Origin of the sequence: Paenibacillus sp. FSL R5-0912 (genome assembly GCF_000758605.1) — a bacterium.
In the GTDB taxonomy this organism is placed as follows: domain Bacteria; phylum Bacillota; class Bacilli; order Paenibacillales; family Paenibacillaceae; genus Paenibacillus_AQ.
This window is the reverse complement of sequence record NZ_CP009282.1, coordinates 2366562-2392060: the sequence shown is the minus strand read 5'-3', so window position 1 is coordinate 2392060 and position 25499 is coordinate 2366562. Positions and strand designations below refer to the sequence as shown.

The 25499-nt window shown below is 49.9% G+C and carries 20 protein-coding genes and 1 pseudogene; 5 read left to right on the top strand and 16 right to left on the bottom strand.

Going from position 1 to position 25499, the window contains the following annotated elements:
• Positions 1–29 precede the first annotated feature (29 nt).
• The 3 genes from R50912_RS10000 to licT form a co-directional block, all read right to left on the bottom strand.
• Positions 30–1487: a glycoside hydrolase family 1 protein gene (locus tag R50912_RS10000; RefSeq protein WP_042234456.1), complete on the bottom strand. Its 1458-nt coding sequence runs from the start codon at positions 1485–1487 to the stop codon at positions 30–32.
• Positions 1488–1537: 50 nt separating this feature from the next.
• A complete protein-coding gene (locus R50912_RS09995) occupies positions 1538–3400 on the bottom strand; it encodes a beta-glucoside-specific PTS transporter subunit IIABC (protein WP_042242031.1) in 1863 nt (620 codons plus the stop codon).
• Between the two features lie 221 nt (positions 3401–3621).
• The gene (gene licT, locus R50912_RS09990; protein ID WP_042234454.1) at positions 3622–4470 is read right to left on the bottom strand and encodes a BglG family transcription antiterminator LicT; all 849 of its coding nucleotides are present in this window, start codon (positions 4468–4470) and stop codon (positions 3622–3624) included.
• Positions 4471–4738: 268 nt separating this feature from the next.
• Between licT and R50912_RS09985 the strand changes: the two genes are divergently transcribed.
• Entirely contained in the window at positions 4739–4987 is a 249-nt protein-coding gene (locus R50912_RS09985; protein ID WP_042234449.1) for a DUF7667 family protein, read from the top strand.
• 73 nt (positions 4988–5060) lie between these two features.
• On the opposite strand, the gene R50912_RS09980 is transcribed toward R50912_RS09985, so the two are convergent.
• From R50912_RS09980 to R50912_RS09945, 8 genes and pseudogenes are all read right to left on the bottom strand, one after another.
• Positions 5061–6929: an ABC transporter ATP-binding protein gene (locus R50912_RS09980; RefSeq protein WP_081956446.1), complete on the bottom strand. Its 1869-nt coding sequence runs from the start codon at positions 6927–6929 to the stop codon at positions 5061–5063.
• The gene (locus R50912_RS09975; RefSeq protein WP_042234446.1) at positions 6926–8695 is read right to left on the bottom strand and encodes an ABC transporter ATP-binding protein; all 1770 of its coding nucleotides are present in this window, start codon (positions 8693–8695) and stop codon (positions 6926–6928) included. The genes R50912_RS09980 and R50912_RS09975 overlap by 4 nt, the downstream gene beginning before the upstream one ends.
• 869 nt (positions 8696–9564) lie before the next feature.
• A complete protein-coding gene (gene sufB, locus R50912_RS09970; RefSeq protein WP_042234443.1) occupies positions 9565–10962 on the bottom strand; it encodes a Fe-S cluster assembly protein SufB in 1398 nt (465 codons plus the stop codon).
• Between the two features lie 19 nt (positions 10963–10981).
• The gene (gene sufU / locus R50912_RS09965; RefSeq protein WP_042234441.1) at positions 10982–11419 is read right to left on the bottom strand and encodes a Fe-S cluster assembly sulfur transfer protein SufU; all 438 of its coding nucleotides are present in this window, start codon (positions 11417–11419) and stop codon (positions 10982–10984) included.
• Positions 11406–12632 (bottom strand): cysteine desulfurase, encoded by a 1227-nt coding sequence (locus tag R50912_RS09960; RefSeq protein ID WP_042234438.1) that lies wholly within the window; start codon positions 12630–12632, stop codon positions 11406–11408. Before R50912_RS09960 ends, sufU begins: the two co-directional genes overlap by 14 nt.
• On the bottom strand, positions 12629–13930 hold the full coding sequence (gene sufD / locus R50912_RS09955; protein WP_042234435.1) for a Fe-S cluster assembly protein SufD: 1302 nt from the start codon (positions 13928–13930) through the stop codon (positions 12629–12631). The genes R50912_RS09960 and sufD overlap by 4 nt, the downstream gene beginning before the upstream one ends.
• A 25-nt stretch (positions 13931–13955) precedes the next feature.
• Positions 13956–14738 (bottom strand): Fe-S cluster assembly ATPase SufC, encoded by a 783-nt coding sequence (gene sufC, locus R50912_RS09950; protein ID WP_042135273.1) that lies wholly within the window; start codon positions 14736–14738, stop codon positions 13956–13958.
• Positions 14739–14966: 228 nt separating this feature from the next.
• Positions 14967–16007: pseudogene (locus R50912_RS09945) on the bottom strand (nitroreductase family protein).
• A 209-nt stretch (positions 16008–16216) separates the two neighbouring features.
• On the opposite strand from R50912_RS09945, the gene R50912_RS09940 reads away from it, so the two are divergent.
• Complete coding sequence (locus R50912_RS09940; protein WP_042234433.1) at positions 16217–16720, top strand: MarR family transcriptional regulator; 504 nt, start codon at positions 16217–16219, stop codon at positions 16718–16720.
• 467 nt (positions 16721–17187) lie between these two features.
• On the opposite strand, the gene R50912_RS09935 is transcribed toward R50912_RS09940, so the two are convergent.
• The gene (locus R50912_RS09935) at positions 17188–17649 is read right to left on the bottom strand and encodes a Dps family protein (protein WP_042234430.1); all 462 of its coding nucleotides are present in this window, start codon (positions 17647–17649) and stop codon (positions 17188–17190) included.
• A gap of 288 nt (positions 17650–17937) precedes the next feature.
• Positions 17938–18240 carry a YunC family protein gene (locus tag R50912_RS09930; RefSeq protein WP_039307501.1) on the bottom strand — a complete coding sequence of 101 codons (303 nt, stop codon included), beginning with the start codon at positions 18238–18240 and terminating at the stop codon, positions 17938–17940.
• A gap of 215 nt (positions 18241–18455) precedes the next feature.
• Here R50912_RS09930 and R50912_RS09925 point away from each other — a divergent pair, with 215 nt between their 5' ends.
• Entirely contained in the window at positions 18456–18980 is a 525-nt protein-coding gene (locus tag R50912_RS09925) for a hypothetical protein (RefSeq protein ID WP_042234428.1), read from the top strand.
• Positions 18981–19031: 51 nt separating this feature from the next.
• Here the strand turns inward: R50912_RS09925 and R50912_RS09920 are convergent, their stop codons facing one another.
• Entirely contained in the window at positions 19032–19409 is a 378-nt protein-coding gene (locus tag R50912_RS09920; protein WP_042234425.1) for a DUF423 domain-containing protein, read from the bottom strand.
• 164 nt (positions 19410–19573) lie between these two features.
• Here R50912_RS09920 and R50912_RS09915 point away from each other — a divergent pair, with 164 nt between their 5' ends.
• A complete protein-coding gene (locus R50912_RS09915; protein WP_042234422.1) occupies positions 19574–20035 on the top strand; it encodes a hypothetical protein in 462 nt (153 codons plus the stop codon).
• Between the two features lie 95 nt (positions 20036–20130).
• Here R50912_RS09915 and R50912_RS09910 read toward each other — a convergent pair whose 3' ends face one another.
• Both R50912_RS09910 and R50912_RS09905 read right to left on the bottom strand, forming a co-directional pair.
• Positions 20131–22788, bottom strand: a complete 2658-nt coding sequence (locus R50912_RS09910; RefSeq protein ID WP_052416175.1) for a copper amine oxidase N-terminal domain-containing protein — start codon at positions 22786–22788, stop codon at positions 20131–20133.
• Positions 22789–23048: 260 nt separating this feature from the next.
• Positions 23049–23960, bottom strand: coding sequence for a DUF8580 domain-containing lipoprotein (locus R50912_RS09905; RefSeq protein WP_042234419.1), 912 nt, complete (start codon positions 23958–23960; stop codon positions 23049–23051).
• Positions 23961–24228: 268 nt separating this feature from the next.
• Here R50912_RS09905 and yhbH point away from each other — a divergent pair, with 268 nt between their 5' ends.
• Entirely contained in the window at positions 24229–25389 is a 1161-nt protein-coding gene (gene yhbH / locus R50912_RS09900; protein ID WP_042135257.1) for a sporulation protein YhbH, read from the top strand.
• Positions 25390–25499: the final 110 nt, after the last annotated feature.

The following is a 25499-nucleotide window of genomic DNA, read 5'->3' as shown; positions in this document are numbered from 1 at the left end:
CAGCGAATCTCCTTTTCTTTTAACGCAGGCTATAGTTCTTCACCATTGCTGGCGATGACCTTCTTGTACCAATGGAAAGAGTCTTTCTTCGAACGGTTCAACGTCCCGTTACCGTCATCATCCAGATCCACGTAGATGAAGCCGTAGCGCTTCGACATTTCCGAAGTAGACATACTCACCAGGTCAATCGGTCCCCAGCTTGTATAGCCCATCAGTTCCACACCGTCCATAATGGCTTCCTTCATCTGAGCAATATGCTGCCTTAGATAATCGATACGGTAGCTGTCATGGATGGAGCCGTCCGGCTCAACCTTATCATATGCCCCAAGCCCATTTTCAACGATGAACAGCGGTTTCTGGTAACGGTCATACATCGTGTTCAGCATAATCCGCAGCCCGGTCGGGTCGATCTGCCAGCCCCATTCCGAGGCCTTGAGATAAGGATTTCTTATCCCTCCGAACAGATTACCCTGTGCCCGTTCCCCTTCAGGACTAACAGACAGCGTGAGGGTCATATAGTAGCTGAATGCCACATAATCCACCGTGTACTGCTTCAGAAGTTCATCATCGCCCGGCTCCTTGTGGAGAACAATATTGTGCTCTGCAAAATAACGGTCCATATATTTCGGATATTCTCCGCGTGCATGGACATCGGTAAAGTACAGGTTCAGCTGATTCTCATGCTGGTTCAGCCGCACATCCTCCGGATTACAAGTAGCCGCATAGCTCTCCATCCGCGCCAGCATGCAGCCCATCCGGGAACCGGGGATAATCTCATGCACCAGCCTGGTGGCCAGCGAGCTTGCTACGAACTGGTGATGCAGTGCCTGGTATATCGTCTGCAGCTTATTCCCGGCACGGTCAATGACAACACCGCCGCCGGTAAACGGGCTAAGGGTCATCATGTTGATCTCATTGAAGGTGATCCAGTATTTCACTTTATCCTTATAGCGCCGGAACACCGTTTCGGCATAGCGGGTGAAGCAGTCAACGAGTTCGCGGGAGGCCCAGCCGTTGTATTTCTGCGTCAGACCGAGCGGAGTTTCGTAATGCGCCAGGGTAACCAACGGCTCTATCCCGTATTTATGCAGCTCATCGAATACATCGTCGTAGAATTTAAGACCGGCCTCATTCGGCTGGGCATCATCGCCATTCGGATAAATCCGTGCCCAGTTGATCGACAGACGGAACACCTTGAAGCCCATTTCAGCAAATAAAGCGATGTCCTCTTTGTAGCGGTGGTAGAAGTCAACCCCTTCACCTTTGGGAAAACGTGCGTTGAATTCGCCGGACAGAATTTGAGCGATCCGCTCGGAGCTGATTTCGATAGCATGATCATTGCTTCGCTCTGCTTTGGGCACGTAGGCTACCATATCCGCACTGGACAGGCCTTTACCGCCCTGATCATAAGCGCCTTCCAGCTGGTTCGCGGCAGTAGCCCCGCCCCACAGGAAGTGATCCGGAAATTTCTGTTTGAACTTAGTCATGTGTATCTCCTTTTGTATGCCGCAGGTAATTACTCAATGGAGAGCGGCTTCTAGTGTATTAGGGTTAGCAAAGCTTCGCCGTTTATTACTTCACTTCCGGTATTCTTCAGAACATCGAGGTATTCTGCCGAGTTGGTGACAATGACCGGGGTCGCTGTTACAAAGCCTGCCGCACGGATAGCTTCCAGGTCAAATTCCAGTAATAGCTGTCCCTGCACGACCTTATCTCCCTCTTGTACCTTTTTGTCAAAATGTTTCCCCTTCAGCTTCACCGTGTTGACTCCTACATGGATCAACAGCTCTGCGCCGCCATCCGAAGTAATGCCAATCGCATGCCCTGTCGGGAATACCGTGGTTACCGTTCCGTTCACCGGAGAAGTCAGCTTCCCGGAGGACGGCTCGATGACAATGCCTTTACCCATTGCGCCGGAAGCAAAAGCTTCATCGGGCAGACTATCGAGCGGCTGCAGTGCTCCTGCCAGAGGACTTACCACCATTTCCTTGTCAATCATAGTTGGCGTAGTTGGGTTAACCGGTCCGCTTGAGTTAACAGATGCTGCTGTATCGGCTGCCGGGTCATCAAATCCAAGTACAAATACCAGGACAGCAGCCAATAAGAAGGCAACGGCAATACCGATGATTACCCAGATGAATCCAGTTCCGAAATAAGTAGGCAAGGCCAGCAGTCCCGGCAAGGAGAAGGACAGTGCTCTTGCGCCGCCTTGTGCAATAATCGCCCCACCGATCGCACCAGAGATACAGGCATAGATGAACGGTTTCTTGAGCTTCAGGGTAACCCCGTAGATTGTCGGTTCAGTAATCCCGAAGATGGCTGCCAGTGTGGAAGAACCGGCCAGAGCTTTGAGCTGCGGGTTCCTGGATTTCAGGAATACGCCGAATACTGCACCGGCCTGAGACAGAACCGCCGCACAGAGGATTGGCAGCATAGTATCATGTCCCAGAGTAGCAATATTACTGAGCATGATCGGTACAAAGCCCCAATGTACACCGAAGATCACGAATACCTGCCAGAATGCCCCGGCAATGGCCCCGGCAACCAAAGGACTAAGGTTGTACAGCCACGTATAGCCGGAAGCCAAACCGTCACTGATCAGTGATCCTACAGGCCCGAAGGCCAGGAACGTGAGCGGAATTACGATTAAGAGCGCGAACATGGGCACCAGAATATTTCGGACTGATTCATGAATGAACGAACGGAACCATTTCTCCACATAGGATTGTACCCATACCGCAAGAATGATCGGAATGACGCTGGAGGAATAGTTAATCAGCACAATCTTGATCCCCAGGAAGTTCAGCGGGTCCGGCGAACCCACAGCAGCAATTACCGAAGGGTATATCAGCGCCCCGGCTACTGCTATGGAGACAAATGGATTGGCTTTAAATTTACGTGCCGCTGTAACTGCCAGGAACACAGGCAGGAAGTAGAACACGCTGTCTGACGCCGCATTGAGAATCAGATACGTACCGCTGGTGCCGCTGATCCATTCCAGCGAGAGAATCAAAGCCAGCAAGCCTTTAAGAATCCCGGCACCGGCGAGTGCACCAAGAATCGGAGAGAAAATGCTTGAAATAATATCGACCGCTTTACCGAGTACACCGGTACTTTCGGAGCTTTCGTCATTACCGCTTTTCTCGGCATCCTGCAAAGAGGTTTCCTTCATAATCTGCTCGAACACCTGGCTGACATTGTTGCCGATGACGACCTGGAACTGGCCGCTGTTCTCCACCACGGTAATGACACCCGGTGTTTTTTCAAGCGCTGCTTTGTTGGCCTTGCTGTTATCCTTCAATTTGAATCTCAGGCGTGTTGCACAATGGAATACAGAATTCACATTACCTTCTCCGCCAACGAGTGTAATAATCTGTTTGGATAAGTCTTTATTGCTCACTTGGGTATGCTCCTTTATATGTCCTGATTGATCAAACATCGCTGCAGAGGCGGGTTGTGCCAGCAAGTTCTACTCCCCCCTGCAAACAAGAAAAACCTGAACTCAGGGCAAAAGGGCGTCAAAAACGCTAATTTTGCCATCAGTTCAGGTTTTGCCTGCATTACCAGTTACACCCTGTAGGATGGAAAATATGAAGTTGTGAGGTTGGCACAGGTTACTTGTTATTCCAGACTATTACGGTCCGTCACCCGCTGGATGTGAATGGTCAGATAGACATATTCATCCTTGCTTAAGCTCTGGCCATGGGATTTCTCCAGATACTCATTGATCTTGCTTGCACATTCGAAGGCCTTGACATAAGTCTGCCTCACCTGGTTATACAGAAATTCCTCGCCGCTGTTATTGGTCTCCTTCTTCAGGATCCGCATGGAGAAATACTGCAGATGTGTCAGGAACCGCGAGTAATTCAGTGAAGTCTCATCAAGCACCAGCTTGTAGTGATAGGTAACAATATTCAGAATATTCTGCACGATTTCCGTCATCTTGACGGTTGATCTCATCTCATTGCCGCCATCCATCCTGGCATTCACCAGATGCAATGCAATAAAACCGGCTTCATTATCACCTAGCGCTAGGCCCGTTGCCTGCTCGATAATCTTGAGGGCATCCAGCCCGATCTCATATTCCTTCTTGTAAAAGCGTTTGATTTCGAACAGCATCGCGTTCTTCAGCAGGATTCCCTTTTCGAAACGCTGCAGCGCAAAATGAATATGGTCTGTCAGCGTCAGGTACAGGTTATCACTCAGCTCAGTGCCCAGCACCCCGTTCGCATACATCACAATCTCATTAGCCAGCTCCAGATGCACCACTGGAATATCATTCAGCAGCTCCGTCAGCCTTGCCGTGAATTCGTTCTCATTAAGCAGGAAAATCTTGTCCACCTTAGCCGGATCTACATAATCCCCTGCCACCTTGTTGAAGGAAATCCCTCTGCCCATGACAATGACTTCCTTGCCTTTCTGGTTCTTGGTCAGAAGTACATTGTTGTTCAGCACCTTCTCGATAATCATCTCTATCTCACCTCCCGCCATATAGTTTGTACAAAAAAAGCCTAAGTTGATCCCAATATCATTAAGAAAATGATACTCGCATCAGCTTAGGCATTGCCCGCGTTACCGGTCACAATCCTGTATTACTGTTATTGTAGCATAAAAAAAAGCGATTTCAAGAACTTTATTTCGTATGATCTGAAAATTTATTTTCTGTCAAATGCTCCAGTTTGAATCCGCGTTTCCGGGGCTAGGCTGATAGCAAACGATCATTTGGAGGAGATAACCTATGCTTGCAGTTCATCAGCGCCTTGCGGAGCTGTATACCCTTAGTCTGAGACGGCCGCTGGCCGCAGCGGAACGTGACGAGCAGCAGCACTGCCTTCATGTCAACACGGTGTACTGCTGGGAAATGGCCCGGCTTAACAATGAAGCCATGCTGGCGGCACATACGGAAGACTCTCAGTGGCAGCAGGAGATTAGTGCACAGATGCTGGAGGTCCGGGTAACCGGCAGAGCCGCCAAGCGGCAGGGGTGAATTTCTATAAAAATAACAGCAGCCCTCCCTGCTAATAAAAGTGTGCCGGGGAGGGCTGCTGTTTGTCATTCACCTATAAGAAGCGGAACTGCGCTTCAATTAAACCGTTATAAATGCCGTCACGCTCGGTAAGCTCGGCGTGATTGCCTTCTTCCTTGATCTCGCCATGATCCAGCACCACAATCTTATCCGCATGGCGGATGGTGGAGAGCCGATGGGCTACGATGAAGGAGGTCCGGCCCTGAAGCAGCAGCTTCAGCGCTTCCTGGATCTTGATCTCCGTCTCCGTATCGATACTGGCTGTCGCTTCATCCAGGATCAGAATCCGCGGATCGGCGAGCAGCGCCCGGGCGAAGGACAGCAGCTGGCGCTGGCCCATGGACAGTGCGCTGCCGCGCTCTTCGACTTCAGTTTCATAGCCGCCCGGCAGCTTCATAATAAAGTCATGGGCATCCACCGCCTTGGCAACCTCCTCGATCTCCTGATCGGTCGCAGTCAGCCGTCCGAACCGGATGTTGTCGCGGATCGTTCCCGAGAAGATGAAGGTATCCTGGAGCACGATCCCGATCTGTTCCCGCAGGCTCTGCAGAGTAACATTACGGATATCCCTGCCGTCAATCGTGATGTCGCCGCTCTTGATATCATAGAACCGGCCGATGAGGTTGATGATCGTGCTTTTACCGGAGCCGGTATGGCCGACGAGGGCAATCGATTGGCCGGCTTTCACATCGAGATCAATGCCTTTGAGCGCGGCGCGGCCTTTTTCATATTCAAATACGACCTTGTTAAAGTGAATGTCTCCCTGAATCTTGGACAGCGGCGTTGCGCCCGGCTTATCCTGAACCGCAGGCTGCTCATCGAGATACTCGAAGATCCGTTCCGAGGAAGCCATGGCCACCAGCAGCTGATTGTACATCTGGCCGAGGCGGTTAATCGGGTCCCAGAAGTTACTGACATACGTACTGAAGGCCACCAGGAAACCAACGGTAAGCTCACCGGACTGGATCAGATAAGCCCCGAACCAGAAGAGAATCATCGTTCCGAAGCCGCCGGTGACTTCAATAATCGGACCGAACGCCTGGTTCATTGCCGAAGCCTTGTTCCAGGATTTCCGGCTGTCCATATTCATGGCATCGAAATAATGCATATTTTCTTCTTCCTGGGTGTAAGCCTGGGTCACGCGAATCCCCTGAATCGACTCATTCAGATGGGAGTTGATCCGGGAATTCTTCATCCGCACATCCTGCCAGGCGATCCGGATCCGCTGCCGCAGCTTTGTGGAGATCAGGAACATAACCGGTACAGTGATCATTACCGCAAGTCCCAGCTTCCAGTTGATCAGCAGCAGTATGACCATAATGCCGACCAGCTGGACGCAGTCGATCATCAGGTTGACGACCCCATTCGTGAACAAATCCTGCAGTGAGTTGATATCATTCGTCACCCGCACCAGTACTGATCCGGCCGGTCTTTTGTCGAAGAAGTTGAAGGAGAGCTTCTGAATATGGCGGAACAGATCCGAACGCAGATCATAAATGACCCGTTGCCCGATCACATTCGTATATTTAATCCGGTACACACCGGCGATCCATTGGATCAGATATAGCACAATAACACTGGCCGTCAGCGTGTATAGCAGCGTAAGACTTGAGTTGCCGTCCTCGGGAGCAATTGCCTTATCGATCGCCATACTTGTCAGGAATGGAACCGTCAGCTTCGTCACTGTACCAAGAATCATCATTACCGCAACGAGCGGCAGCATCTGCCTGGCATATGGCTTCATATAGCCGAACAGGCGGGTGAACTGCTTCCAGTCAAAAGCCTTGTCAATCACGTCATCATCCTTATAGACGAAACGCTCCTCCAAAGTCTGTTCCTCTGCCTTGCTGTTATCCTTCTCTAACGCCGCACTTGCGGCCTGCTTGGATGTCTCAAGATTCATGCCGGATCACCTGCCCCTAGTTCATTATCCCTGGCCAAATAATCGGCGTATTGAATCCGGTATACATCCTGGTAAGGTCCCGGAACCTCAATCAGTTCCTTATGCGTACCTCGCTGCACCATCTTCCCTTCATTCATAACTATAATCTGGTCGGCATGGCGCAGAGAGGAAATCCGGTGGGCAATGATCAAGGTTGTACGTCCGCGCATAACCTCCTGGAATCCTGCCTGAATCTCATGCTCCGTCTCCATATCGACCGCGCTGGTCGCATCATCCAGAATGAGAATCCGCGGGTTCTTCAGCAGCGCGCGGGCAATGGCAATCCGCTGCTTTTGTCCACCGGAGAGGCCCATCCCGCGTTCACCTACCACGGTATCATAGCCCTCCGGCATCTCCATAATGAACTCATGCGCCTTCGCCAGCTCGGCGGCACGGATGATTTCATCCATGCTGACATTTTTGAGTCCATAGGAGATATTATTGCGGATGGAGGAGGAGAACAGGAACGTCTCCTGGAACACCGTCGAGATCTGTGCACGCAGACTGCGGACCTGGAGATCACGGATATCCACCCCGTCGAGCTTGATACTTCCTTGATTCACATCATAAGCGCGCATCATCAATTGGGTAATGGTTGATTTCCCGGAGCCGGTTCCCCCCAGGAATCCGATGACCGCACCGGGCTCAGCATGGAAATGAATATCCTTGACTGCCGGCATCTTGTTCCCGTAAGCAAAAGTAACATGATCGAAGTCCACTTCGCCTTTCACATCGGACGGTACAAGCACACTTGCATTCTCTGTATCCTTCACATCTATCTGCTGATTAAGGACTTGAAGCACGCGTTCTCCGGATGCCTTGGACTGGGTATAGTTGTTGATTTGGAAGCCAAGGCCCCATACCGGACCGATAATATACCAGATCAGGCTGAAGAAAGCGACAAGTTCTCCGAGCGACATATGCTTGTTAATGACCAGTGTACCGCCAACTCCCAGCAATATCGCTACACTGACCGAAGCGAGCAGCTCCATCACAGGGAAGAATTTACTCCATAGCTCGGCGGCAAAAATCTGATTATCCTTATAACGTTCATTACGGTGTGAGAACTTCTCAACTTCGTAGGCCTCTCTGGCAAACGATTTGACTGTTCTCACCCCGGTGACATTCTCCTGTACAGCCGTTGTCAGGGAGCTTAACGCCAGACGCATCTCCTGAAAGGCCGGGTGAATCTTGGATTCGAATCTGAGTGCAACTACAGCCAGGAACGGCATAGTGATCAGAGTAACCAGCGTAAGCTGCCAGTTGATTGTGAACATCATGATGGAACCGAACAAAACCATAAAAAACACATTCAGCAATTGGGCAAATCCGAAGCCGATGAACATCCGGATCGCTTCCAAATCCCCGGTCAGCCGGGACATCAGGTCACCTGTCTTCGCCGTATCATAGTAACGGAAGGACAGGAATTGCAGCTTCTCATAGCAGGCATTGCGCAGCCGGTAGGCCAGAAAATTCCCCAGCCGTCCACCGAAGAAGCCATGGGCAAATTGGAGGCAGGCCTTAACAATAATTACACCAAGCACACTAAGAGCGAGTACGGGCACCTCAGTAAACTTTAGGGGAACAATAACATCATCAATCAATCTCCTTAACAAATTGGGGGTAATAAGCCCCACTGCAGTTGCGGCCGCCAAACATATAATCGACAGAATCAAATAGTGCAGCTTCTCCCGATAAAAGCCCCGCAGTTGCCTGAGAACATCCATATCTCTCCTCCTTAAAGCTTTACGAAGTAAAGCTACTTCGTAAGCATGGTCTTAGCCCCAAAACCTCACATCTCAAGCCACCTTTTTATGCGCTTTCAATTTAGGGACTTTAAGCAGTTTATCACCCATGATTTAATGCGGCAAAGGGGAGAAATGAGCATTTTCCTTGTTTTTTCGGAAAAAACAGGGCTTAAGCAGGTGAAAAAGACCTCCCATAGCTTTAATTCCTCCTATTTCCTCGTAAATACTGCTCAATTAAGATATAGCAAGATTCAACCCTGCGAAACAGCTTTTTGGCTGTCCGTTAAAAGGAATATTATGTATTAATATTATAAAAGTGTAACTGCAAGCCTTTAACGGCCCCCTTCCTGCCTGAGGCGGACTGACATTCCGCTAATCGGGCAAATCAGAGAATTTGCCTATCACCTGGACTCACATTCCTTTATTTGATCGCGCGCCCCTCCGTTCAGGCGCGAAAATACAAGATATCGGAATCTCAGTCCGTTTCAGCGTGACTCCACACAAAAAAGCACAAGCAGCAGAGCATAACAGCAATGCTTCGGTGCTTGCACTTATTCATTAGCCTAATCATTACACCATTCAGCTCAGAGAACATAATTCGGGCATCTCCAATCAACAACCCCTCCGGCATCCCCCTGCTCCGGGCTATCCAGTTCAAAGTTTGCTCCAAAGTGAAGAGTTCCGGCCAGAAGGTCATCGTTACTGAATCAGACTGGATAGCGATACCGGAGCAGCTGATTCCTGTAAGACATACTCAACAAAAAAATGCCCACAGATCTTAGACAATATTACGTCAAGAATCTGTGGGCACGTACTGGATATTACTTAATTATACTCGAGGCTCCTGTTTAACCGATAGAGCCTTCCATCTCGAACTTGATCAATCTGTTCATCTCTACCGCGTATTCCATCGGCAGCTCTTTGGTGAACGGTTCGATGAAGCCCATAACGATCATTTGCGTAGCTTCGGCTTCCGTCAGGCCACGGCTCTGGAGATAGAACAGCTGCTCTTCAGAGACCTTGGATACTGTAGCTTCATGCTCAAGCACGATGTTATCGTTCATGATCTCATTGTAAGGAATCGTGTCCGAGGTGGACTCGTTATCCAGAATAAGTGTATCGCATTTGATATTGGATTTCGCGCCTTCTGCCTGACGGCCGAAGGAAGCGAGTCCGCGGTAAGTGACCTTGCCGCCGTGCTTGCTGATCGACTTGGAGACGATGGTGGATGTGGTGTCCGGTGCCAGATGAATCATTTTGGCGCCTGCATCCTGGTGCTGGCCTTTGCCTGCTACCGCGATGGACAATACCGAACCCTTGGCTCCGCGGCCTTTAAGCACGACAGCCGGGTATTTCATTGTCAGCTTGGAACCGATGTTGCCGTCTACCCATTCCATGGTGGCATTTTCTTCGGCTACCGCACGTTTCGTTACAAGGTTGTAGATATTCGGCGCCCAGTTCTGAATGGTCGTGTAACGAACACGGGCATTCTTCATGCACAGAATTTCAACCACTGCACTATGCAGGGAGTTGGTACTGTAGATCGGTGCGGTACAGCCTTCGACGTAATGCACGAAGCTATCCTCATCTGCAAGAATCAGCGTACGCTCAAATTGTCCCATGTTCTCGGAGTTGATCCGGAAGTAGGCCTGCAAAGGCACTTCACATTTCACACCCTTCGGAACATAGATGAAGCTACCGCCGGACCAGACTGCACTGTTGAGTGCGGCGAACTTGTTGTCTGCCGGAGGAATGATCGTCCCGAAGAACTTCTTGAACAACTCCGGGTGATCACGCAGTGCAGAATCCGTATCGGTGAAGATTACACCCTGATCTTCAAGGTTCTTCTGCATGCTGTGGTAAACAACCTCGGATTCGTACTGCGCCGAGACACCGGCCAGGAATTTCTGCTCCGCTTCCGGAATGCCCAGCTTATCGAAGGTTTCCTTGATCTCCGAAGGCACTTCTTCCCAAGTCTTACCCTGTTTCTCAGAAGGTCTTACATAATATTGAATGTCTTCGAAATCCAGATCGTCCATATTGCCGCCCCATGTTGGCATTGGCATCTTGCGGAACTGCTCCAGGGACTTCAGACGGAAATTAAGCATCCATTCCGGCTCGTTTTTGATTGCGGAGATTTCCCGGACAATTTCTTCCGTGAGTCCTTTACCAGACTGAAATATCGACTTGTGCTCGTCACGGAATCCAAACTGGTATTCCTCCATATCAGGCGCTTTCTTAGCCATGGTGTCAGCCTCCTTGTTTCTAATGTTGTGGGTGATTCTCTTCCGTATCTATGCCTTTGCGAAGCGCGTTCCAGGCCAGTGTGGCACATTTGATCCGCGCCGGAAATTTATTAACACCGGACAGGGCTTCAATATCTTCGTAGTCTCCGAAATCTGCTGCTTCACCCTTCATCAGAGAGGAGAAGCTGTCCGCCAGTTCAAGCGCATGCGCTACAGTCTGGCCTTTGACCGCTTCCGTCATCATCGAAGCCGACGACATGCTGATTGAACAGCCTTCGCCGCTATAACGGGCGTCCTTGACGACGCCGTCCTCTACCTTAAGCTGAAGCGTAATGCGGTCGCCGCAGGTAGGGTTATTCAGCTCAATCTTGAGTGCATCATCTTCGAATGAACCACGGTTCCGGGGATTTTTGTAATGATCCATAATTACGCGTCTATATAAGTCATCCAAGTTCATAGGCGAAATACTCCTTTGCCTTGATTAAGGCTTGAACCAGCGAATCTACATCCTGTTCCGTATTGTACAGGTAGAAGCTGGCCCGAGCTGTAGAGCTGACCTCCAGCCAGCGCATCAGCGGCTGGCAGCAGTGATGTCCGGCGCGGACAGCAACCCCTTCCGCATCCAGCACGGTAGCTACGTCATGCGGATGGACATCACCAAGGTTGAAGGTTACTACTCCAACCTGACGGTTTCGGGGGCCGTAGATCGTCAGATCACTGATCCCTGACAGGCGCTCCTCCGCATAAGCGGCAAGCTGCATCTCATGACGGTGAATATTATCAAGGCCCACTTCCTGCAGGAAATCAATCGCTGCTCCCAGTCCAACGGCACCTGCAATAATCGGTGTCCCGCCTTCGAACTTCCAGGGCAGCTCTTTCCAGGTCGATTCGTACAGACCTACATCATCAATCATCTCGCCGCCGAACTCGACAGGCTCCATGGTCTCCAGTAGTGCCTTCTTACCATACAAAGCGCCGATTCCGGTAGGGGCGAGCATCTTGTGACCGGACAGTGCATAGAAGTCACAGTCCAGATCCTGCACATCCACCTTCATATGCGGTGTGCTCTGTGCTCCGTCTACCACGATTACGGCGCCGTTGCGGTGAGCGATTGCTGCAAGCTCTTTGATAGGATGGGTGACACCCATAACATTGGATACATAAGCGATAGCTACGATCTTGGTCTGAGCCGTGATCGTCTTCTCTGCATCCTCCAGCGTCACCGTACCATCCTTCTGCAGAGGAATGAATTTCAGGGTTGCCCCTGTCTTCTTGGCCAGCTGCTGCCAGGGAATGAAGTTACTGTGATGCTCCATCTGGGTAATCACGATCTCATCCCCCTCCTGCAGGACAGAAGGTCCGTAAGAGGAAGCTACAATGTTAAGTGCGCTTGTAGTACCGCGTGTGAAAATAATCTCCTTCGTGCTGCGGGCGTTAATGAACTTAGCCAGCTTCTCGCGGGCGCCTTCATAAGCATCCGTTGCCCGGCTACCCAGCGTATGCACTCCGCGGTGGACATTGGCGTTATCCCATTCATAATAAGACTTGACCGCCTCAATGACCTGGCGCGGCTTCTGGGAAGTGGCCGCGCTGTCCAGATACACCAGTGGGTGGCCGTTAATATTCTGATTCAAGATGGGAAATTGCTCCCGAACTCCGCTGCTAATCATTGGCCTAACTTCCTTTCCACAAGAGATTGGAGCTGATTGCGCAGTCCCTCCAGTGGAATTTGCGACACAACAGGAGCTAGGAAGCCATATATGATCAGTGTTTCTGCGTCATGCCGCGTAATTCCCCGGGACATCAGGTAATAGACTTGCTCGTAATTGACCTGTCCTACGGAAGCGGCATGGCCTGCAGTTACATCATCTTCATCTATAAGGAGGATCGGGTTGGCGTCGCCGCGTGCTTTGGGACTCAGCATCAGAACCTTCTCGGTCTGCTGTCCGTCCGCTCTTGTCGCACCTTTCTCGATCTTCGTAATTCCGTTAATAATGGAAGTGGCCGAATCCCGCATCACTGCGCGGGTAATCATATCACTCGGAGTGTTTCTGCCAAAATGCTGGGCCTGTGTAGTGTAGTTCAGCTTCTGCGAACCGGTACCTACAGCAATTACCTTGGCATCCGAGCTTGAGCCGTTACCCTTCAGCACAGACTTGGTGTCGCTCGCCGTATCGCCATAGTTCATCTCACCGATGATCCATTCGATCGTTCCGTCATTCTCCACTACCGCACGGCGGTAGGTAACATCCGTGGTATCTTGCCCAAGCTGATGCACCGTGGCATAGCGTACTGTGGCTCCCGCCCCTACAAATACCTCAACGGCCCCGTTATGCAGACCCGCTTCGGACTTATCCGATACATAGTTATCTACGTAAGTTAATGAACTATTCGTATCAGCAACAATCAGAATATGCGGGACAAAAGCAGCCTCTGCATCATCCGTTAACAGCACCGCCTGCAGCGGGGTTTCGATGATGACATTCTTCGGAACATAGAGGAATACCCCGCCGTTCCACAGCGCTGCATGCAGTGCTGCGATGGAATGCTCTTCAGGCAATACTGCCTTATGCAGATAACGCTGCACCAGATCACCATGCTCTCTGACTGCTGTCTGCAGATCAGTGAATATCACGCCTTGCGCAGCCAGCTCAGGAGCCAGACGGGCATATACGGCTCCCGAATTGCGCTGAATGATCAGGCTGCCTTCCTCCTGATCCTTGATCAGAGCGGCAATTGAAGCAGGTGCTTCGCTAAGGGATGTGAATGCCTGGCTTGCCTTGTACTCTCCGTAGTTGTTAATGTTCCAGCGGTCAATCCGTGTCTTCTCCAGCTTCGGCAGGGCAAGCTCAGCGGCAAGCTCCAGTGCCTTCAAGCGGCTGTCCTTCAGCCAGCCCGGTTCGCCGCTGCTCTGCGATAATTCGCCGAGCTTCTGGGCATCCACGGGAAGAATGGTTTGCGTCGTCATAAGTGATTTCCTCCTTCCAGCGTTTCTAAGCTTCTTGTCCTACAGTTTCGTCTTCAATGCCGAGTTCTTCCTTAACCCATTCATAACCTTCTGCTTCCAGACGTTCCGCAAGCTCAGGGCCGCCGGATTTCACAATCCGTCCCTGCATCATGACATGTACATAATCAGGTTTGATGTAGTTAAGTAAACGCTGATAGTGAGTGATAACCAGGAATCCGCGTTCCGGACTGCGCATGGAGTTCACACCATCGGCAACAATTTTGAGTGCATCAATATCAAGACCGGAGTCGATTTCGTCAAGAATGACGATCTTAGGGTCCAGCATCATCATTTGGAGAATTTCATTACGTTTCTTCTCACCGCCGGAGAAGCCTTCGTTCAGGTAGCGGTGCAGGAATTCAGGATTCATATCCAGTTCCTTCATCTTAGCTTCCATCAGCCGGATGAAACGAATCAGGGAAATCTCACTGCCCTCTTCACGCCGGGAATTAATTGCACTGCGCAGGAAGTCGGAATTGGTTACCCCGCTGATCTCGCTCGGATACTGCATAGCCAGGAACAGGCCGGCACGGGCGCGTTCATCCACTGCCATCTCGAGCAGATCTTCACCTTCAAGCACGGCTGTGCCTTCTGTAACCACATACTTTGGATGACCCATCAAGGCTGAGGCCAAAGTACTTTTACCAGTACCGTTCGGTCCCATGATGGCGTGAATTTCTCCGCCCTTCATTTGAAGGTTGATCCCCTTCAGAATTTCTTTTCCTTCAATCGTCGCTTTCAGTCCCTCAATGACAAAATCTGCTGCCATAATTATTATTCCCTCCATTGATCGATTTGCGAAATCAGAAAGTTGTATTGTCACAGGATTTCCCTGATTACAAGCAATTAGATTTTATATCACATTATAATTATTATAAATTGAATCACATTGATTATCAATGATTCTCACTAATTTTATTACAAAGATCCGATTTTTACAAATACCCACTATCAAATTTATTACTCTGCAGCCTGAATCTGCAGCTATTAATAGAAATTATTGCCTGAGACCGCTCCCCCTGCTGAACTGTTCGAAAACCACTGGAGCAGACAGGGAATTAGAGACTCTCTTCTCTCCCCCCAGTTCAAGCACAGCAACGATCCGTTCCCGGGGGCGAATTCCGAATGACCTGCACTGCTCCGCGTCATAAATCCATTCGGGAATCAGGCGGCGCAGGTTCCATGGTTCGGACTTGGCCAGCAGCTGAAAGTTCTGGATCAGACAGCACACTGCCGCATAATCCTCTTCCTGTCGGTGAAGATCCGATTCCTCCGTAGCTACGACCATAAGGAACGGTATTGAAGCTTCCTCTCCAGAGGCTCGCAGTTTCCGGGCAGCTTGCCCCCCCGTTACATAGATAAAACGCCAGGGTTCTCTCATTCCGTCATTTGGCGCCCATACAGCCTCGTTAAGCAGTTTCAGGATGCTTTGCGAAGAAACAGGGTTGAGATTCGGATGTAATCTGTCGTCTTCACCTATTATACTCCAACGCTCCTCTGCCGGGGTTCTTTTCCGGGCTTTCGGCGTCTTCTCGAAGTAGCCGATTTCCATCATCCCGGCAAACCTCTCCCCTTCTCTCAGGCCTATTGCAGTAAACAATGATTCGCTGCAAAACATGGGATCCGTATACCACAGCATCCCTAGCCCTTGTTCCCAGCCCAGCAGCTGAATATTCTGCATAATGCTGCAAACCGCAGCGTAATTTTCGTCGCGCTGCCGCTGCGTGTCGGCGGATTCAGCAATGAAGACTACGTGAGCGGGAATATCCGTTACTTTTTTTTAAAATAACTCTGTAATTTTGGCAGGAAGGAGTTTTCCCAGATGACTTTCCTTCATCTTGGCAATCATGCTGTCAGCCAGCTCTTCACGTGCCTCCGGTGTGGCGAAATAAAGACAGCGCCAATACGGCGTCCCCTCAGCTTCGTACAGGCTTGCTGCCTCATTCAGCAAAGAAACGATCCCTTCTAATTCGACCGGCCTTGCGCTGAATTTCCGAATGGTCCGCCGTTCTCTTATCGCTTGAGACACATTCTTCATCGTTATCCTCCCCGAAATATTGTTAACATTCAACAATTTAAATTGTTTACTAGTAAACTATATTTCGTGAAAACATAGCTGTCAATCTATTTATTGGAATAAATACTGAGCTTTAATAGTTAAACATCGAAATCCCGCGTTAGTTTACAAGTGAATAATTTAGAGGTAGGATAAAGATAATTTTGCATAACAGGGAGATGCCAATCCTTATGAACTCATCCGAAGGACTTAAGCGGTTGCTGTATGGCCGCTTACTCCACTTAACGCATTTAAACGAACAGCTTTTTGCATCCGAGCTCGATGCATTCGCTGATCTTACCCGTCAGTATGGGCTGACTTTCACTTCAAACTCTTTGACAAGCATTCATGTCATTGACTGCATCGGCAACCACGAGCCTATTAACAGCACCTCGATTGCGGAAAAAATGAATTTGTCCAAGGCGAGCATTACGAAAATCAGCGGCAAGCTCCTCCAGGAAGGCTGCATTAAGCGCAGCCGGATGAATGACAACAGGAAAGAAGTCTATTTCAGCCTTACCCCCAAAGGCAGGCAGCTCTTTGTCGTTCACGCCGAGATGCATGAAAACTTTGAACAGAGCTTTATTCAGGGTTTGAACACATTCTCGGAGGCGGAACTGCAGGCTTCATTGAAATTTATTCAAACCGTGATAAGTCATAGTGACACTATGATTAAAAATGACGAGAATTCCTAGTCAGTATAAAGCTTACTTAAGATTTGAACTTGAAGCTTAGCCGTCACTGCGGTGAACATTTGGAGCTCCTATAACAGCATCTGATTTAAACTAGTGATAACTAATTTTGTATATCGCTTGCTGATGGTTTGCTTGCAATGATCCTATTCCGGTATATGCGTATGCTTAGTTGTATTTCGTACAATTAAACTGCCTTTGGACCTAGGTTCTCACCCATTCGGACAGATTTAGTTGTACAGACTGCAGTTGTATGATGCAGGCAGCCCTTTTCGCTGTTTTTAACTGCACAATATACAACTATTACTGAATTTCCACTTGGAACTGAATACATTCATTGCTGCAATTTTAAATGAACTCTCTTCTTTAGTTCGTAGCATAAATAAAGCCTCCCGCACGGTATTACCCAGGGGAGGCTTTGTTTATGCTTTTGTCTCAAACTTACACAGCAAGGATTATCCAGCTATCACTCAGCCCAGGAAAGAGCGCAGCATCCATTGGTTCTTCTCAAGATCAGCGCGAATCTTGATGAACAGGTCGGCAGTCGGCTGATCGCTGACTTCTTCCGCCAGTTCGATGCCTTCAGTCAATTCTTCCGCTACTGTAGCGAAATCTTCGATGAGTGCCTGCACCATGCCCCGTGCATCTTCCTTGCCGGTTGCTTCCTGAATAGTGGCAATTTCCAAATATTCTTTCATCGTCGCTGCAGGACTGCCTTTGATACTCAGCAGGCGCTCGGCAACCTCGTCCATTTTGAGCGTGATATCATCGTACAGTTCTTCAAACTTTACATGCAGGGCAAAGAACTGCTCACCTTTCACATACCAGTGATAATTATGCACTTTCACATATAGAACGTTGAGGTTAGCTACCTGACGGTTAAGTACCTGTTCCAATGAAGCGGTATTTACTTTGTTTGATGCTTTAGCCATGAGTTGATCCCTTCCTTATCCATATATTTGCCGGCTGCTTGTCCATCATCCGGCTATGCATTAGTCTATTCTCCATTTACCCTTCTGCCCGCAGGGCGAAACAAAGGAGGACACTGGACAAGCACCTTTTTCCCCGCCGCGTCCTGCCGCTTCCGGTCCTAACCCTTAGGATGAGCCAAGGTTCCTTACCTTATGCTCCGGAACATGTGATACAACATAATTATTCTTATTTTCAAGGCAAAAAGAGGGCCACCGGCCCCCTGCTGAGTACTCATCCAGTCTGCTGTCCTACACCATCAGCAGCAGGGCCTCCGCCCCAGTCATGCCTGGAACGATGCCAAGCTTCTCTGCCTCTATTGTAACGGATTCCAGCGGGGCAGCCAGCAGCTGCGGTAATGTGCGTACCCCCACTGCCCGTGCGGCAATAATCTGCCGGTCACTCAACGTATTATTGAGCAGTCCTATATCCAGCGCCCCGCACATGATATATCCACGGCTTGTGCTGATGCTCAGCAGCGTAGTTTTGGGCAGCTTCACTTCAACCCCAACCAGGACATAATCGCCTACCTGTACAGGCTCCAATGTTACCATTTGCAGCACCTCCTATAATCACGTTCCACGATCTAAGTTATGCGTCCTACTTCAGCTGCGTGTGGACGATTGTCCTAGTTCCTTAATAAATTAGAGGGGTCATAAGTCCTTAATTCTCTGCCGGAGGGTATATAAATTCTGCATGTTTAATGGTATAGTTTAAATACTATATAAATATTTGATGAATCGTGTTAAACGATAAAGCTGGGGGATTAATGGACAAGAAACTACAACACACAGATGGCAACTATCTCTTCAATGTCGACATCCTGATTAATGCCCGTACTAACCCGCTTGCATTGCAATACTTACTTGAAATGTTGAACAACAGCGATAAAATCACAGATTTCAACATTAACTCCGGTCTAGAGCTTGGAAGAACTATTGAAACACTTCTGAGATCCGCTAAAATGGCTCTAAAAAATGATTCCTTTACTCCAGTTCCAGTTTCAGTGAAATTGCCAGAAAAGCCAGCGGACAAACCTGCTGATAAACCTGCCGCCAAGAAGCAGCCTGTAGTAACACCGTCGGAAACTCCGGCCGATGTGTTCGGTAAGATCAGGGAATATATTCAGAGCAACCAGCTGGTCCGGCTGAGAGCGAACCGGCACGGCAAGCAGGTGTCTATGCCCTGCCGGATTCTGAACTTTGATGAAGGCGCTAACTCGCTAAGCGTGTACCATGTTGACGAGAAGCAGGTCTACACCTTCAAGCTCAATGAAATCGACGAATTTTTGTAAGCAAGCTCAAACAAGCACCCGCCCTGGATTCCGGGGACGGGTGCTTGTTTATTAGTCCTTGCGCGAGAAAGCCTCCACAGCTAAGCATATCCAGCCGGCAAGGAAGCATACGCCGCCGATGGGTGTAATAGCCCCAAGAATTTTGATCCCGGAAGTGCTGAGGATATACAGGCTGCCGGAGAACAGAATAATTCCCGCACCTATCAGCCGGCCCGCCCAGGCAAGCCGGGCACTCTCTCCCCATTGGCCTGCTGCCAGGCCGATAAGAATCAGAGCCAGAGCGTGAACCATATGATACTGGACACCGGTCTCGTACACTTTCAGGTACTCTTCACTGATCACAGCCTTCAGCATATGTGCGCCGAACGCTCCGATTCCCACAGACAGCATAGCCAGCACAGCTCCCCAGGCTACCAATCTTCGTTGCATGGATATACAGCTCCTTTGTCTCTTGAACTCCTCCTATCTTAACGTATCCGCATGGCTGATTTCCAGCAGCAGAATTTGCGGATATTTCTGCCGTAATACTTGCTTTTAGAGCCATCTTATGGAAAAGTGATACTATCAATCTTTTATCCCAAGGAGTGCAGCCTATGGACCATAATCCCCCACCCAAACCGGAAACCGCCCCATCCCGGCCCGCAGAATGGGGCTCATCAGAACAGCCAATACCTGCTGATCCAGCATACGCGTATCAGGAGAACAAACGCGACTTCAAGCACTCAGGCCCCGGTATCGTTTCTTTTGTCATTGCTCTGTTTACTCTGGTCGGTTATGCAATTGCGTTTGTGTATGTTGGTACACAGGCATCTTCCATCATGAATGAGAATAATAAGCTGATTGCCGATTCAGCGGAAGTGATTATGTATTTGGGCTTATCCGTGCTGATTCTGGCTGCTGTTAATGTGATCGGAGCTGTCACCGGCATCGTCGGGCTTACGCTCCGAAGACGCCGTAAGGTATTCGCAGTCCTCGGCACCCTCATCAACGCCATTATCCTTCTGGTGTTCATGCTGTTGATTTCCATGGTTCTGATGAATGCAGGCGCTGCCTAGGCAGGCGTAATGAATTACACAAAAACACAGCACATCCCCATATTCACTGGAGACGTACTGTGTTTTCTGCTTTTATCACAGCTTAGGATCGGCAGTTATAGCTCAAACTCCTCGCTTGAATCTGAAAGTCCGCCATTCTGCACACCATAATTATTCGCTACGGCAAGAACATACACCTTGTATTTAATCCCGCTGGCAATTGCATTTCCGTTCGCATCTCTGGCTGCAGCTGCAACTGTCGGATTGGATCCGTTTGGAGCCACCGCCTTATACTGTGAAGCCGGCACTCCGAGCGCATCCGCTGCACCAAACCCTTGCTTGGAAGGGACTACGTATACCCGGTATTCCAGGATATTAGCCTCGTTCGATGATTTGGTGAAGCCGATCAGAAGGTTACCTTTGTCCACACTATAAGTTACATTCGTAACAGAGGTGACTGGGGTTTTGCTGGCTAGGGTAATCACTGAAGATTCTCCGGACAACACGTTCGGGCCTGCATAATTCGCAATTCCGACGGACAATACATACACTTTATAGCTGATTCCATCTTTGATTGTAGTACCGCGCACATCTCTGGCTGAGGAGTCTAAAACTGTGCTGGTGCTATTGCCGGATGTACCTGCTGAAGTGTACGTGGAGACATTATTCGCATCAGACAAGCTGAAGCTGCTGTAATAGGACGTAGGCACTACCAGAATCCGGTACTCTCTGATGTAGGTTTCATCCGCAGCATGAGTAAATGACACCTTCAGATCACGGCCGTCACCGAAATCGGTAACATCGCTGACAGCGAGGCCGGACACTGCGCTCACACTTGAGGAATTCAATAACGTAATTACCGATGAAGCTGAGGAAAGTACACCTGACCCCGAGTAACTTCCGCTTCCAATAGATAATACATACACCCGGTAACTGATCTCATTCTTAAGCAGATTCCCGCGCACATCTCTGGCGGAGGAAGTTAATACCTGGCTGGTCGTGGAGCCCGATGTACCTACTGATGAATAATTTGCACTTGATACATTATTCGCGTCAGACAAGCTGAAGCTGCTGTAATAGGATGTAGGCACCACCAGAATCCGGTACTGGCTGACATAAGTCTCATCTGAGGCATGGGTGAATGACACCCTCAGGTCGCGGCCATCCCCATTATCGTTAACGTCAGTCACACTCAGGTTAGTCACAGCACTCATGCTGAAATCATTCCATAGCGTAATTTCGGCAGAGGCAGGAGAAAGAATATTGGACCCTGCATTCCCCCCGCTTTTGACAGATAAAATATACACTCTATAATTGATTCCGCTCTTCAGCAGCGTTCCGCGCACATCTCTGGTGGACGAGGTCAATACCAGACTGGTAGAAGAACCGGAAGTACTCACAGCAGTATAGTTGGCTCCCGATACATTATTCGCCTCAGACAGGCTGAAGCTGCTGTAATAGGATGTAGGCACCACCAGAATCCGGTACTGGCTGATATACGTTTCGTCAGCGGCATGGGTAAAGGATACCTTCAGGTCACGGCCGTCATTATAGTCGTTAACGTCAGTGACATACAGGCTCGAGATCCCAATGCTGGATAAGGTAACCGGAGACGAAGCAGCGGATAACAGATTATTGGCGGTATTGCTGCTGTCAACTGCCATGGCGAATACCCTGTAGCTTACCCCTGTCTGAATCAGTGCTCCATCTGTATCCCTGGCTCCTGAGGACAGAATCTGGGTAAGATTAGCACCTGTCTTGGTGACTTGTGTGTAATAGGCACTGACGACAGAATTGGCTTTGGCCAGATTAAAGGCTGAATAGTTAGCCGCTTTAACCACAAATATCCGGTAAGAGCTGATCTTGGTCTCATCTGCCAGCTTGTTAAAGCTGACGGACAGATCGCGCCCGTCACCGTAATCGCCATTATCGGTCACTTGTACATTGTTTATTACCGGTGCAATGTTATTGGTCAGAGTAAGGGTCGAAGAACCGCCGGAAAGCGCGCTGATGTTACTTCCTTTGCCTATTGTAAGGACATAAGCCACATACCCTTGACTGCTTTTAATTACTTCTCCATCTGCCGTTCTCGAAGCAGAAGTCAGTTTAACCACAGGATTGGTGCCTGTTACCATAACTGAGGAGTAATTAGATGCGGGCACAGCAAGTGCTGACGACAGATCAAGCGAATTCCCCGCCTTGACGATCAGAACGCGGTAATGGTCCACCAGAGACTCATTAGCCACCCGGTTGAAGCTGATCTGCAGGTCGCGTCCATCACCAAAATCACTGATATCCTGCGTGGTTACGCCGGATACCGGAGCGGTATTAACAGCGGCCGGAACCGGAGTGGTTACCGTCACAACCTTGGTGGTCTGATTCCAGCCCACTTCCCGGCCCAGCGCTTCACTTACGAACCGCGTCGGAACCATGGTTCTGCCCTTCAAATTCTGACCGGGCACATCCAGGCTTACAGACTGATTATTAATCGTAGCTGTCTTGGAGCCGATCTTCAATATAACCGTTGTACCCTCCTGCACCGCCGTTACGGTCTGCGTCTTCTGATCCCACTTGATAGCGGCATTGAAGGCTTCGAAGATTGCACGCAGCGGCACCATCGTCCGTCCGTTCACCATTACCGGAGGCTGATCCGTAGACAACTGGACGCCATCAACAATGATGCGGATCGGTGTGACTGCTGCCTTAGCCGGCGATTGAAATAGTAATGGAATTATCAGTAACCCCACTACAATAGAAATCCATAACTTCTTCACAAACTCATCCTCCCAGATAGGAAAAAAATCTCAACTATTTCTATCTCTTTGACGTAAGATCACGGGTAAAAGTTTCTCGCAAACCGGTTACAATAAAATAATTTTTTGGAGGTTGAATCATGCCGCAGACAAGTGAAAACGGTAGTCCCCCTTTATTAAGGACACTACCGTTTCCATGGTAAAGATTAGGATAATGGATGGCGACGAAGCCTATGCATTCTTATCTTGTAAGCTGGCGGTGCCGCTTCGCTGCTCTGCGCTTACTGATTAACCAGTGAATCCAGTGAAGCATACACATGAGGCCCGAAGCCTTCCGAGGCTTCCCGCTGCGGAATGTTCAGCCTGATGAGATAGCCTTGGCCGTCAACTTCCTTCACTGCAACCTGGCGTGTCAGACCAGAGCCCATTGCGGTAAGATACAAGCGGATGCCGGACATCCTCCGGTCCCGCTCTTCCCGGGTAAGCGCCGTAACCTTGCCTGTAGCCGCAAGCTCAGCCTTCCCCTCTTGCTCTATGGCATCCAGATTGAAATCGGCTGGAAGCTTGATAATTTCGGCGTAATACCCCGGGTCTACCTTCATCGCCAGCTTGCCGCTAGCCGCGTCAAAGCTGAAGATATCGAATACATACAGGGAGTACCCTTCTCCCTCGGCAAGTGCTGCCGTCTTCTCTTCCTCCATTCCTTCCAGCGTCAGCTTGAAGGTCTGAGTCTCAGGGAGAGCACCAGCCTGCGGAGCAGCCTCTCCGCCTTCCGCCTTACTCAGGCTGGATAATACTCGCTGAATCGCGGTACCGTCACTTCCCACTACTTTCTCGACATATGCAAAAACAACGGCATCATTCATCTCAAGCAGGTCCGGCGCATTCTCTGTGCCCGCACCGAGCTCAAAGGCTGTGGGTCCTTCTTCAGTCTCAATCTCTACGGAATGATTATCAATCTGTCCGACATAAATACCTGATCCCTGAATCATCTGTACCTCTGCGGCACTGGAAGGACTTGGTGAGAGAGCAGGGCTGGGGGTTGGCGCTGCTGCGGTCTCTACAGGTGCAGATGTCGGGCCCGCAGACGGTTCTCCGGGTGCTTCAGCCGGATGATTCCCGCCGCAGGCGGTTAAGACCAGCATTAATAGAGCGGCTGCTGTGATCGCAGGCAGCAATCGTTGTGATCTCATGGTGGTTCCTCCTCAATAGCATACGGTAAGGTCAGATCCTGCTGCTTACCTTATGAATGATTACCCCAAAGACCGGGTGGCATAAACTTGCCGGACGGGGCTGGGCATCCCCGATAGATGTTTACATTACTCTGTAGAGTCCGCCCGAACAGCTATAAACTGCTCACATATCCCCCATCCCCATGAATATACTTTAGTTACAACCAGCCGCACCCATCACAAGTGTAGCCTGTACCAATTTCAAGAGAATCATGGGAGGTGGTCATCCTTGCCCCAGCCAACCGGTCCATATGCCTTTGTTGTGTCTAAAGAAGACTGGTCCCTTCACCGCAAAGGCCATCAGGATCAGGAGCGTCACCAGCAAAAGGTCAGAGAAGCCATTAAGGACAATCTGCCGGATCTCGTTACTGAGGAGAACATTATTTTGTCGGGCGGCAAGCAGATTGTGAAGGTGCCGATCCGCAGTCTGGATGAATACCGGATTATCTATAATTTCCGCAAGCAGAAGCATGTCGGCCAGGGGGACGGGGAGAGTCAGGTAGGCGATGTACTCGGACGCGATTCGCAGTCCGCCCAACCGGGCAAAGGTGACAAGGCGGGGGATCAGCCCGGGCAGGATACCGTCGAAGCTGAAGTGGATATTGAGGATCTGGAGGATATACTGTTCCAGGATATGGAGCTTCCCCACCTGAAGCCGAAGGACAAGGAAGAAATCGAGGTTAAGTCCATCGTCTTCAACGATATCCGCAAAAAAGGTATGATGTCGAACATAGACAAAAAACGCACACTGATGGAGAATCTCCGGCGCAACGCCAGCAGCGGAAATCCGGGAATTCACAGTATCAGCCCGGACGATCTGCGCTACAAAACATGGGATGACATTACCGTTCCCCATTCCAATGCCGTAATTATTGCGATGATGGACACCTCAGGCTCCATGGGTACTTTTGAAAAATACTGCGCACGCAGCTTCTTCTTCTGGATGACCCGCTTTCTGCGCCGCCAGTATGAGAAGGTTGACATTGTATTCCTGGCTCATCATACCGAGGCCAAAGAGGTAAGCGAGCATGACTTCTTCACACGCGGCGAGAGCGGCGGCACCATCTGCTCCTCGGCTTACCAGAAGGCGCTGGAGATTATCGACAGCCGCTATCCTCCGGCCAAATACAACATTTACCCCTTCCATTTCTCGGATGGCGACAACCTGACCTCCGACAATGAACGCTGCGTCAAGCTGATCGGAGAACTCCTGAAGCGCAGCAACATGTTCGGCTATGGCGAGGTGAACCAGTACAACCGCAGCAGCACACTGATGTCCGCCTACCGCCATCTGAAGCAGGAACAGTTCATGCATTATGTCATTAAGGATAAGAAGGAAGTCTATCAGGCGCTGAAGACGTTTTTCGGTAAAAAAACAACCGGGGCTTAAGCTGTGGTGTATCCCGTGGCTTACAGCAACAAGATGACAACATTATACAGGATGCTTATTTCGGCATTGTTCCCCCTCCGTCTCCAGGCTAAAAAGCATCCCCTTGCGAG